The sequence below is a fragment of the Saccharospirillum sp. ABV4_185 genome (assembly GCF_056159245.1).
The window spans coordinates 109,598-121,773 of record NZ_JBSWUW010000002.1 but is presented as its reverse complement, the minus strand read 5'-3'; the positions used below and the strand labels follow the sequence as shown (position 1 = coordinate 121,773).

The 12,176-nt window shown below is 56.4% G+C and carries 8 protein-coding genes; all 8 read right to left on the bottom strand.

Features of this window, described 5'->3' with window-relative positions; translation table 11 throughout:
• Positions 1-15 precede the first annotated feature (15 nt).
• A complete protein-coding gene (locus ACXAE6_RS17680) occupies positions 16-1,557 on the bottom strand; it encodes a hypothetical protein (protein WP_475152239.1) in 1,542 nt (513 codons plus the stop codon).
• Between the two features lie 216 nt (positions 1,558-1,773).
• Positions 1,774-3,057 carry a DUF4032 domain-containing protein gene (locus ACXAE6_RS17675; protein ID WP_475152235.1) on the bottom strand — a complete coding sequence of 428 codons (1,284 nt, stop codon included), beginning with the start codon at positions 3,055-3,057 and terminating at the stop codon, positions 1,774-1,776.
• Between the two features lie 90 nt (positions 3,058-3,147).
• On the bottom strand, positions 3,148-4,242 hold the full coding sequence (locus ACXAE6_RS17670; protein ID WP_475152231.1) for an ABC transporter ATP-binding protein: 1,095 nt from the start codon (positions 4,240-4,242) through the stop codon (positions 3,148-3,150).
• A 268-nt stretch (positions 4,243-4,510) separates the two neighbouring features.
• Positions 4,511-7,732 (bottom strand): glycoside hydrolase family 15 protein, encoded by a 3,222-nt coding sequence (locus tag ACXAE6_RS17665; RefSeq protein ID WP_475152229.1) that lies wholly within the window; start codon positions 7,730-7,732, stop codon positions 4,511-4,513.
• Between the two features lie 103 nt (positions 7,733-7,835).
• Positions 7,836-8,465: a bifunctional 4-hydroxy-2-oxoglutarate aldolase/2-dehydro-3-deoxy-phosphogluconate aldolase gene (locus ACXAE6_RS17660; RefSeq protein ID WP_475152226.1), complete on the bottom strand. Its 630-nt coding sequence runs from the start codon at positions 8,463-8,465 to the stop codon at positions 7,836-7,838.
• A 32-nt stretch (positions 8,466-8,497) separates the two neighbouring features.
• Positions 8,498-9,502 carry a glucokinase gene (gene glk, locus ACXAE6_RS17655; RefSeq protein ID WP_475152220.1) on the bottom strand — a complete coding sequence of 335 codons (1,005 nt, stop codon included), beginning with the start codon at positions 9,500-9,502 and terminating at the stop codon, positions 8,498-8,500.
• Positions 9,503-9,504: 2 nt separating this feature from the next.
• Positions 9,505-11,331 carry a phosphogluconate dehydratase gene (gene edd / locus ACXAE6_RS17650; protein ID WP_475152218.1) on the bottom strand — a complete coding sequence of 609 codons (1,827 nt, stop codon included), beginning with the start codon at positions 11,329-11,331 and terminating at the stop codon, positions 9,505-9,507.
• A 140-nt stretch (positions 11,332-11,471) separates the two neighbouring features.
• Positions 11,472-12,164, bottom strand: coding sequence for a 6-phosphogluconolactonase (gene pgl, locus ACXAE6_RS17645; RefSeq protein ID WP_475152214.1), 693 nt, complete (start codon positions 12,162-12,164; stop codon positions 11,472-11,474).
• Positions 12,165-12,176: the final 12 nt, after the last annotated feature.

Here is a 12,176-nt window from a genome sequence, read left to right as displayed (position 1 = left end):
ACTTAACCAAAGAGCCTAAGACAGATCGTGTTCAACCCTTTCCACCTCAGCTCGCTGTGCCATTGCCATCGGATCAAGCAGGATTTCCTCCAACAAGACAGCATCGAAGGCACTGTTTTCAGTGCGCAAACGTGCCGTCAGGTCGCGGATTTCATCCAATGATTTTGACGTTGTTTTCCAGTCAGCCAGTTCACCGTCGATAAACACCATTTCATCACGCTTGCTGTCGAAATGCTGAGTCTGTACGGCTTCAATCTGGCCGTCTCTCAGTCCAATGTGATTACGCACCTGGCCGTGCTCTTGCAAGCTAACGTAGTTGTAATTCTGCTTTTCGAGATCAACTCTATCCATGTAAGGCAGGGGTTCGAAATAGGTAGATTTCAAGGTCCAGTCTTGGATCTGATCGATCTCTCTTGCCTGCGAGCCGTAGGTCCGCATTTGGGTTTTCTGAGACAGAGACAAACTCATTTGCTCAACCAAGGTGCCGAATTGGGGATTAGCCACACTGCGTACAACCCGACCATCAAATTCAAATGCGAAGTCAGGCAACCCCGTCAACATAGAGGACTCATCCGCTGTCAATTCAACCGCGCTGGTGTCTGTGTCGCTATCGGCCCCATGCAATAAGTTGAACGCTTCCAACATTAAGGCTTGCTGGTCGCCACTGCCATGAGAACGCTCAACCCCATCGATGAGCATTTTTCGATAATGGTTCAGAACCGCTGCGCGCCTTTCCGGGTCTGACGAACCCAGCAAACTGAGTTTGTCGCGCGACATCTTGACGGTATCGCCATTCATCTCGATGTTGTATTCCCGGCTAACATCGTTGTCTGTCATCGACAGTTCGATACCACTGGGCCCAACACCCTCTAAAGACAACGACAGTGACGCCACCTGATCCAGTTCATCCAACTTCAGATCGGCTAATTGGGCGCCGTCGCCATTGAAGTAACTGTTGGCCAAAGCATTCAGACCTTCGGATAAGCCGGTCAGTTCAGCCATCTCCCGTTCTGAAAGTTCTCCATCCAATTCAAAACTGACCGCCAGGCTTTGATAGCCAATACCTTTTTGCGCTCCGGTATGCCCATAACCAGCTTCGAGACGAAAACTGAAGGTCAGCGTATCGCCGTCTTTGGTTTTAATACTGAGTTTGAGTGCGTCGCTATCCTGCTGGCGATCTGATTCAAAGCTAGCGACATCCAGCGGTGCAGCCCCTTCCTCCATTGTCGAATAGTGGTAGCGTGTCAGGGTTTGATCGACCGACGATTCACCATCTTTCAAAAAAGCCGCCAAATTCAACGACAGATTTTCCAGCGCCTGTTTAGGCTGGTCTCGCACCACCTGCTTGGCGAGTAAGCTGGTTAGAGAATCCGGAGAATCTTTGCTGGCCGCTGCGACGGTTTCAAGACGACGCGGAGGTCCATAGTTGCCCTGGAAAGCGTCAAATCCGCCGTTGCTGAAAACGGGAAAATCATAACGCAACGATGCCGGCCTGGAATGAACCAGCGGTTTCGTCTGAATAATAAAAGGCGCTCCCGGCCCGATTGCCATTGTCATCCGACCGTCCCTCGGTCCCACCCTTAACCACCATTATTAGCGACCATAGAACCAGGTTCTTAAGCGCCAAGGCGGACAGATGCGCTACCAACGGGCGGCAAAACCAGCAATGCTGCGGTAGGAGAATGTTTATTTTTTGATCGAAACAACCAAGGTATCGTGACAGCCAAAGTGTCGTGAGAACAGCGGCCAATAATCGGCCGCTGTAGTTAAGGGTTATTTCTGAGAGGAAACAAAGGGGTCGATCTCGCTTTCCACATCACCCGCCTGGCGACGCTTGAGCACCGTATTGATATAGGAGTCGATAGCGGCTTTCTGGCCAACATCCTTGCCCGAGGCTTCGCTTAAGTACCAGCGGTGCTCCAGCACTTCGTGGAAGATTTCGGCATCATCGAGCTTGCCTTTCATTTCATCAGGGATTGGCTGAACCGTGGGATTAAAAACTTCAGACAACCATCGATAAGCCGCCACCGGCTCCGGAATTTCGCGACCGTCAACTTCGCTTAAATGAGCTTTGTAACGGCTGAGATCATTCAGCAATCGGCGCGCCTGGTTTTCCTGCACCTGCAAACCGGTCAGGCTGTTCAGGCGGCGGCGGTGATGCCAATGCTCGACCACACGTGGCACCATCCGTACGCGCTGGCCATTATCGACGGTGGTGATTTCCATCTCTTCGACATCGAAGCCCAGATCATTCAAGCGGCGAATACGTTGCTCCATCAGATACTGATCTTCAGGATCAAAGATCTCATCCTGAGTCAGTTCCGCCCAGAGTTTGGCATAACGCTCCACCAACGCCTGAGCCAGATCAATCGGGTCCTGGCCTTTGGGTAGGGTCCCGGCCGCTTCCAGATCCATCAGCTCGCCACCAATGTTGGTTTCAGCCAGTTCCAGGTCGTATTCACGACGGCCTTCCGAGAGTTTATCGCGCATCTCGCCAGTCTCAGCATCCACCAGATAGGCCGCCATCAAACCCGCATCGCGCCGGAACAAGGTGTTCGACAATGAGCAGTCGCCCCAATAAAAGCCGGACAGATGCAAACGCACCAATAACTCGGCCAGCGCATCGAGCATCTGACTGAGTTGTTCGGCCGAAATACCCTGCTGAATAATGATGCGGTATGGCAAAGCGCCGTCGAGATAATGGGTTACCAACAGGCTGCGATTGGCCATATCGACCGGTTCACCGACCAGATCAAAACGCGCCCGAGCCTCGGCGACTTCCTCGTCCCGGTTGGTGACCAAACCGACCGCTTCGACCACCGGCAATCCCATCTCCTGCAATTCGCGCAACAGCTTGTATTCTTTGCGCGCCACTGGCGTCATCAATTCTTTCAGCGCATACACCTGATTGTTGTGGCTGATAAACCGCACCACATTGCGGTGAATACCGCGCGCCACTTCGACGAATAATTCTGGCGGCCACTGCGTCAGATGTTTGGACCAGGGATAACGCAGGTCAGTGATGTAATGGCTGGGCGAGGCGATCTGGATTTTCATCGGACACCTGTAACAAGGAAATATGACTACTATAGCGACAAAAAAGCCGGCGTCATGCCGGCTTTTTTAAGTTCGTTTTTCAGGCCCGCATCACAGACGGTTGGTGGTCTCGGCGTCGAACACGTGCAGACGGTCGACGTTAACTTCCAGAGCCACTTCTTCGCCCACCTTAGGTACTTTGTGTACGTCCATCTTGGCGAGGATTTTCTTCTCTTCGTTCGCCATCTTAATATGAACAACCACTTCGTGACCCAGGGTTTCGATGATCTCAACCTTGCCTTTCAGCGGTGCAACGTTGGTCCAGTCCTGCTCATCAGCAGAGATAATGTGCTCCGGACGAATACCAACGATGACGTTCTTACCCTTGCGCTCAGCAATGCCGTCTTTCCACTCGGCCGGGGTTTTGAACGTCAGATCCGGGTGCACCAGCTCGCTGCCATCGTCAGAGACTTTGAAAGTCAGAATGTTCATATTCGGCGTACCGATGAACTGAGCGACGAAGACGTTGTGCGGAGTGTCGTACAGATCCAACGGCGTACCGACCTGACGCAGGTTACCGTCGTGCAGTACCGCAATACGGTCGCCCATGGTCATGGCTTCAACCTGGTCGTGGGTTACGTAGACCGAGGTAATGCCCAGTCGCTTCTGCAGGTTGGCAATCTCGGCGCGCATGTGCACCCGCAACTCGGCGTCGAGGTTGGACAGCGGCTCATCGAACAGGAATACCGAAGGTTTGCGCACAATAGCGCGACCCAGAGCCACACGCTGACGCTGACCACCGGACAGAGCCTTAGGTTTGCGATCCAGCAGCGGAGTCAAGCCCAGAGTTTCGGCCGCTTCGTTAACCAAACGGTCGATTTCGTCCTTCGGCATTTTGCGCAGACGCAGACCGAAGGCGATGTTTTCAAACACAGACATGTGCGGGTACAGAGCGTAGCTCTGGAATACCATGGCCACGTCGCGGTCTTTGGGGTGGATGTTGTTAACGACGCGATCGCCGATATACAGTTTGCCGTCGGTGATTTCTTCCAGGCCAGCGATCATACGCAGGGTGGTGGATTTACCACAGCCAGAAGGGCCAACCAGAACCATGAACTCTTTGTCTTTGATTTCCAGGTTCAGGCTCTTGATGACGCTCACGTCTTCGTAGTTCTTGCCTACGTTCTCAAAAGTAATACTAGCCATCAGCTTTCACTCGTTTCTTGTCGTTATACAAGCACCGTTTCGCCTGGACGGCGAAACCCCGACTGGACCCGGCTTTCATCACCCTGGCTAACAACGCCTGGGAAGCTACCTTGCCGACCCCATTCCAGACCGGAATGTAATTTTCTTTCACCACTTTTGTGGCTGCCGATCAAACTGGGCTCATCTTGACGTAATAATACTACCAAATGCAAGCCCGGATCGTTGCCAAAGGCCGTAAAGATGCGCCGAATGCCCGTATCATGCGGCCTCAGCTTGGGCGGTTGTCGTTACCGGCCGCCTGCATCAGATAAGTCAGCGCTTCCAAAATCCGGTTTTTTACCCGCGCCGGCGGGTTCTGGTAGAAGGCCTGCCAGGCCTGACCGCGAAACTGGTTGTAATTTTCTTTCTGGGCGGGGAACTGGGCGATCCAGTTGAGGCGGACCGCGTGAGAGATAATGACATCGAGCACCACATAATCGTCGACTTCCATCGCCGGGTTAGCGCGGACAAAAGCCAGTAAGCCCAACAAGGCTTCAATGCTCAGTTGGCGATAGGCCGGGCTGGGAATCTGATCGAGCATGCGCTCCACCAACTGGGCGAACTGAGGTTCGCCGGCGGTCATCTGGTCGAGCACCCGGGCCGATTCCAACCGCGAGCGCGGGTCAAAGCGGTCACCAACGACCAGCCCCCGGCATTGCCCGAGTAACGCCCAGAGGCCAGGATGAAAGTCCTCTGGCAGGCGCGGCATAACGCCCTGCTGCTCACGCCACTGGTACCAGTTACGCGCTTCACCGAGCTCAGCCTTGCTATCGCCCTCGTCCGACACCGGATTCAACTGCGCCGGTTCAGTGCGCATTTGCAGCGATTCCTGGGCAAACAGGCGGCCGACTTCCTGCGAATAGCTGCCCAGGATGGCGCGGATGCGATGCTGGATGTCGTAGGGGCTGAGCGAGGCCAGTCGTTCAAAAGCCTGGTCTGGCTTCAGATCGTCGCTTTGCGCCAATTGCCCCATGATCAACATCGCCAGGTGACCGGGGCGCAGCGTCATCATGCCCTGAAACAGATCCGGCTCGCCGCGCATAATGGTCGACAGGATGACCAGAATCTCCTGATTCAACACCGCTTCGCGCCGATCCTGACCGCAGTTGCGGTTGATCAGCTTCAGCGTTTCTTTATTCGACAAGGGCTCACGAATGGTGCCCTGATCGGAATAGGCACGGCCAACAATAATGATGCGTTGCCGCGCCAGCACTTCGGCAACGGCGTCTTCCAAACCACCCCAGTACTTGCCGAGCACACCGGCGGCCTTGCGAATCACACTCCACAGATAAGCATCGCTGGCGCGCCGATAAACCTCTTCCAACAACACCTTAACGGTCACCCGTGGCGCGATGCCCGGGTCGAAATCGAGGCCGTTTGCTTCAGCCAGGTCGCTGAGAATATCAATCTGCTCATAGAGGTTGAGCGAAGCACGCAGACGCTGCACCTTCACTTCCAGGCTTTCAGTTGGTTCCAGTAAGCTGAGCATCGACGGTTGCAGTGGCGTGCACTGCGCCAAATCCACCTGCAACCATTGCTTGCGCACCCGGCGCGACAAGGCCATCGCCGCCGGCACTTGGTAATCATTCAGTTCTTCAATGCGCTCGACACCGACTTCGTTGAGCAGCTCATTCATCGGCCCGGTGGTGACCGCTATATCACCACACTCTCCGGCCATCAGTTCGCGAATCAACTCATAGAGCGCATCTTTGTCGGGTGCGTTGAGCATCGGCTCGGACAATAAAATCATCATCAGCGGTCGCGCTGGCTGGTCCCAGTGACGGCTGATGTAGCTGAGTTCCGCCTTGATTTTTTCGCACAACAGACGGTTATCAGAGGCCAGATAGAAGGTATCGCGGTTCTGGAATTGCGGCAGGAAAACACAGCTTTCGCCATTAAGTTCGTACAACTGAGCGGTCGACAGTGAACGCGGCCGGCGCTGGGGTCGACCGGTCAAACCCAGTTCGCGATTCTGACCGATGATGTTGAATACCCGCGCCAACTCCAGCGGCGGCAACACTCGCACCGGCTCCAGATCATCGACGGTTTCGCTGAACAAACCCGCTTGCGCCAGCGTCGAGCGAACCTGTTCGTTTTCAGCCAGCAGACCGACCACCACCGGTGTCTTATGTTTGTCACCGACACGACGGTGAGCGTTCAGTGGATCGATATCGCTGCGCTCGATATAACCACCATCAAGCAGGCAACCCAGGGTGTAGAGGGATTGCGCCCAGATCAGTGGCACATTGTTATTGGCCTGACGCGGCTGACTGCCGGGATCGGCCTTTTCGGCATCGATGCGATCAGCCGGCACAAAATACAGTTCCGGCAACAGCCACTGGCCGTTGTGTTCAACGCGCAAATCATCCAAACGCTGACGGTAATCGGCGGCCAAGTCAGCATCGCCATCGAATAACGCATTGAGATAGCAGTAGGTATAAAACAGCGGCCATTCCGATTCGATATGCTCGAAATTGCGCAGTTCGTGGGCTTCGTAGTGCAGCCGATGTGGGTCTTCAAGAACCGTCTGATGACCATCGAGCAAAAATCGCTTAAAGCCATAGCGACCGCCTAATTTGCTCAGAATACGCTCGCGGGTTTTTTTCACCAGCGATGCCTTTTCTACCGCGAACGCCGGATAACCAATAATCGACAGATCGGCGGCGTCGACTTCCTTGGACATCGACTCACGCGGCAAGAGGTTTTCCAAAGTAGTTCGGCAACGGGCAATTTCATCGGAAACCACATGGACGATACCCGCCTGGCCGCCCCCTTCGCCAAAGAGATTAACGCCGCGAATCGACTGCAACGCCGCCTTAACCATGCCAACCGAGGAGGCGTTAATCTCGACGCGGCCGTTGTTGATCTTGTTGCCGCGCTCCCAGATGCCGTAATCCGGCGTGCGATAACCCCGGCCGATATACCAGACCAGATTCTGCACGAAATTCACTTCGGCGACGGTCTGCACCAAACGCAAACCAGAACGCGTCATCCGCGCCAGCATCAGTAAATAGAGCGAGGTGGCATCAAGCTGGAGGTGGCCCCACTTGTCGTCATCAACAACCACCTGACCGGAATGGGTGGCGTACTTGGCGTGCAGCGCATCGAGCGGGTTCTGGGTGTATTTAAAGCGTTCGACCTTGTGCGCCTGACGGGTCATCGACTGCAACAGGCCACGCATCAGGCGGGTGACACAGTCGGCCAGATAGTCCGTGCGTTCAGGATCTTCGCCACTGCGCCGATAAGCCAGCCACAAGCCCCAGACGGCCTGAATGGAATAGACGTTATCGCGCACCCAGGCATCGGTGTAATCACCGTGACCGTTGACATCGGTACTGGCGGGAAACAGACCGGTGGTCGCATCCTGACGGCTCAGGATGGTGCTATCGACCGCCTCGAACCAGGCGTTCAAACTGTCAGGGCCGGGGTTGGGCATGACGGGATCGGGCATGAATGGTTGCCTAAGAAACGCGCCCGGCGAGGCCGGGCAACGTCTGGAATCGAATGGTTGTTATTGTACTAAGGCTGTTCGACAAGCCAAGCAGGTGGCCGGATCAACCGGCCAGTTCGCAGGCTTCGCGCGCCAGCTGTTCAATACGACCCCAGTCACCCTGATTCAAGGCATCGGCCGGTACCACCCAGGAGCCGCCGACACAGGCAACATTATCCAGGGCTAAATAGTCGCGGAAGTCCTTAACCGAAATGCCACCGGTCGGGCAGAAGCGCACGTCCGGGAAAGGACCGGCAAAGGCTTTAAGCGCCGACACGCCACCCGACGCCGCCGCCGGGAAGAATTTGAAATGGGTGTAACCGAGTTCCATGCCCTGCATCATTTCCGACACACTGGCAACCGCCGGCAAAAACGGCATGGACGCCTGCAAACCAGCATCCAGCAAACGCGGTGTAGCGCCCGGGCTGATGGCGAAATCAGCACCGACGTCTTCGAGTTGTTTCAGTTGCTCAACCCGGGTCACGGTGCCAGCGCCGACAATAACGCCCTCGACTTTTTTCATTTCGGCAATGACATCGATGGCCGCTTCGGTGCGCAAAGTCACCTCCAGTACTTTCAAGCCACCGGCTTTCAACGCCTCGGCCAAAGGCCGGGCATCTTCAACCCGATTAACGGCCAATACCGGCATTACCGGGTAGGCTTGTTGCAGAATCTCACTGACGGAATAGCTCATTTGCATCTCTCCAAGAAGGCGTTTGCCTCGCCTCAGTGGGCGTTGTGGCGATGGTTCAGAACGGCCGCTGCACCGAGCAGGCCGGGTTGTTTGGATACCACCACATAGGTGGGCACGTGTTCGACAAAACCACGCAGTCGCGCCTTGGCTTCAAAGCGGGAGCGGAACTGGCTGGTCTGAAAATAATCCAGGAACCGCGGCACAATGCCGCCGGCGATATAGAGTCCGCCCTTGGTGCCGAGCATCAAAGCGACATCGCCCGCGTAGGAGCCAAGGATGGCGCAGAACCGGGCCAACGCTTCCTCGCACTGGGGGTCGGCACGATCCAGAGCGCGCTGGGAAATATCCGCCGCTTTCAGGCTTTGCGGCGCCACGCCCTGACGGTCACACAGGGCCTGATAGATGTTCTCCAGCCCCATGCCAGACAGCAACCGCTCGACCGAGACGCGCTCATATTTGTTGAGCAGGAATTTAAGAATATCGATCTCGACGGCGTCGGTCGGCGCAAAGTGAGCATGGCCACCTTCGGTTTCCAAGGTCACTGGACCGGCGCTGCTGAACGCCAGTCCTGCCAGACCCAGGCCGGTACCCGGACCCGTCACCGCCATCGGCCAACCGGGAACCGCTTCGCCGGGACCCACCTTAACCACGCCGTCTTCACCCAGATGTGGAATGGAATTAGCCAAAGCGTTGTAATCGTTAATGAACTTAAGCGACGCCAGACCAATGTCCGCCTGCAATTCGCGCACACTGAACGACCAGGTGTGGTTGGTCATGGTGATGCGGTCTTGATCGGTCGGACAGGCAATGGCCATCACCGCGTGTTCAGGGCGCTCATAATCGGCCGCCGGGCCTGCCAGATAAGCGCGAATGGCATCGGCAATGGTGTCGTACTCGGCGCCATTTAAAGCCGCAACAGCGACCAGATCCTGCTCACTGAGTTGCGGGCCTTTTGCCGGGTCGAAACTCAGCAGCGGTGCCAGGGCAAAGCGGGCGTTGGTGCCGCCGATATCGGCGATCAAACCGTATTGGGCCATGCTCAGTCCTCGAAATCTTCAAAGCGGAAGATGGTGGCACCCTCTTCGGCGGTATTTACCGCAGCCCGCATCGGCGCGAACAGTTCGCGACCGACACCAAACTGGTTGTCTTTCAAATCAGCGATAACCGGTGTGCGCTGCGCCCATTGCTGAGCATCGACGCGGACTTCGACGGTACCGGCATCGGCGTCCAGACGAATGATGTCGCCGGCTTTCACCTTCGCCAGCGGACCACCTTCGCTCGCCTCGGGCGACATATGAATCGCCGCCGGGACCTTACCGGAGGCACCGCTCATACGGCCATCGGTCACCAACGCAACCTTGTGGCCGCGATCAAGCAAGACGCCCAGCGGCGGCGTCAATTTATGCAACTCGGGCATACCGTTGGCTTTCGGGCCCTGGAAGCGAACCACCACAACGCAATCACGATCCAGCTCGCCGGCTTTAAAGGCTTCCTGCAAATCGTGCTGGCTTTCGAATACCACGGCCGGGCCTTCAATAATGCGGTGCTCGGGACTGACCGCCGACACCTTGATCACACCGGTACCCAGGTTGCCCTTCAATACCTGCAGGCCGCCTTGTGGGCTAAACGGATTGCTGGCCGGACGCACGATGTCTTCATCCAGCGATTGGGTCGTGCCAGGACGGAATTCCACTTCGTCACCGTCCATAAACGGCTCCTGAGTGTAACCATCCAAGCCAGTGCCGAAGATGGTTTTCACATCAGCATGCAATAGACCATCACCGAGCAATTCGCCCATCACATAACCCAGACCACCGGCGGCATGGAAGTGGTTCACGTCGGCCATGCCATTGGGGTAGACATGCGCCAGCGTCGGCACAACCTTGGACAGATCGGAAAAATCTTCCCACTTCAAAATGATGCCGGCGGCGCGCGCCATGGCAATCATATGGATGGTCAGGTTGGTGGAGCCACCGGTGGATAGCAGACCGACCATGCCATTCACAAAGGCTTTTTCGTCAAGCACTTCGGCAATCGGAGTGTACTGGCCGTTCTGTTTGGTCAGACGAATCGCCTGCTGGGCAGCCTCCCGCGTCAGCGCATCGCGCATTGGCGTTTCCGGGTTCACGAAGCTCGAACCCGGCAGATGCAGACCCATAAATTCCATCAGCATCTGGTTGGAATTCGCAGTGCCGTAAAAAGTACAGGTACCGGCGCTGTGGTAGGAATCAGACTCGGCCTGCAACAGCTCATCGCGGCCGACTTTGCCCTGAGCATATTCCTGACGCACCCGGGCTTTTTCCTTGTTGGGCAGACCGGACGGCATCGGACCAGCCGGTACGAACACCGAGGGCAGATAACCAAAACGCAGCGCGCCGATCACCAGACCGGGCACGATCTTGTCGCACACACCCAAGTAGAGCGCGGCATCGAACATGTTGTGCGACAGCGCCACACCGGTCGCCATGGCAATGGTGTCGCGGCTGAACAGGCTCAGCTCCATGCCCGGCTGACCCTGGGTCACGCCGTCGCACATGGCCGGCACGCCACCGGCGACCTGGGCGGTACAACCCATTTCACGTGCGGCCTGCTTGATGATGTTGGGGAAACGCTCGTACGGATGGTGGGCGCTCAACATATCGTTGTAGGCGGTGACGATGCCCAGGTTGGCCTGGTTCATCATTTTGATGGTGTTCTTTTCATCTTCGGAGCAGGCGGCGAAGCCATGCGCCAGATTGCCGCAGCTTAACTGGCGGCGATCTGGAATGTTTTCACCAGCATCGCACATCCGCTCCAGATAGCGACGGCGCGAGGGACCGCTGCGCTCAATGATGCGGTTGGTGACGGTTTCTAAGGTGGTATTCATTGTTAACTCTACCTCTGTATTTGTTCGGGAGACGCTGGTGTCCGGGAGACGCTAACGGGAGCGGTACGCCGCCCGGACGTGAGACGCTAAAACCGCTATCCAGCGTTCGGCGTCTCCCGTTAAGCGTTCAGCGTTCAGCGTCACTCAGCCCAATAGACCGAGACTGGCGTCAGCGTTTGCTTCAGCACCGAGCGCACCGGCAGCTCCACCACCGGGCCATCGCCCAGCGCCGCCTCCAAAACCGGTTTTTTACCGGCGCCGGTTAAATGCAGCACGATCCAGTCACTGTGCAGAATTCGCTTCAGCGTCAGCGTCATACGGGCGTGCGGTGCGGTTTTCGGTACCACGCCGCAGCAATCGATGTGGTTATGCGTGTCCAGCGCCTTATTCAGCGTTTCCGCGCCGGGGAAGAAAGACGCGGTATGGCCGTCTTCACCCATGCCCAGCAAGGTCACGGTCAGTTGTTCCGGCAAGGCCGCGAGCTTTTTGTTCAGGCCGGCTTCGGCCTCGAACGGCGTAGCGTGATCGCTCTTGTGTGCAATAAAGCGCGCCGCAGCGGCGTTATTTTGCAACAAGTGAGTGCGCACCAACTTTTCGTTGCTGTCGTCGTCACTGGGATCGACCCAGCGCTCATCGACCAACGTGATGGTTACCTTGGACCAATCCAGGTCGGCCACACTTAATGCCTTAAACAGATCCACCGGCGTGCGACCACCGGAAACCGCCAAACCCGCCTCGCCGGTATCGGCGATGGCCGCAGCCAATCGCTCAATAATTTCACCGGCCAATTGTTCAGTCAGCGCTTCGCGGCTGTCGAAATCGAGTTGTTGCATTGGGTTATCCTT

Coding starts and splice junctions, on each gene's coding strand:
- ACXAE6_RS17680 (WP_475152239.1), bottom strand. CDS start 1,557: ATGACAATGGCAATCGGGCCGGGAGCGCCTTTTATTATTCAGACGAAA.
- ACXAE6_RS17675 (WP_475152235.1), bottom strand. CDS start 3,057: ATGAAAATCCAGATCGCCTCGCCCAGCCATTACATCACTGACCTGCGT.
- ACXAE6_RS17670 (WP_475152231.1), bottom strand. CDS start 4,242: ATGGCTAGTATTACTTTTGAGAACGTAGGCAAGAACTACGAAGACGTG.
- ACXAE6_RS17665 (WP_475152229.1), bottom strand. CDS start 7,732: ATGCCCGATCCCGTCATGCCCAACCCCGGCCCTGACAGTTTGAACGCC.
- ACXAE6_RS17660 (WP_475152226.1), bottom strand. CDS start 8,465: ATGAGCTATTCCGTCAGTGAGATTCTGCAACAAGCCTACCCGGTAATG.
- glk (WP_475152220.1), bottom strand. CDS start 9,502: ATGGCCCAATACGGTTTGATCGCCGATATCGGCGGCACCAACGCCCGC.
- edd (WP_475152218.1), bottom strand. CDS start 11,331: ATGAATACCACCTTAGAAACCGTCACCAACCGCATCATTGAGCGCAGC.
- pgl (WP_475152214.1), bottom strand. CDS start 12,164: ATGCAACAACTCGATTTCGACAGCCGCGAAGCGCTGACTGAACAATTG.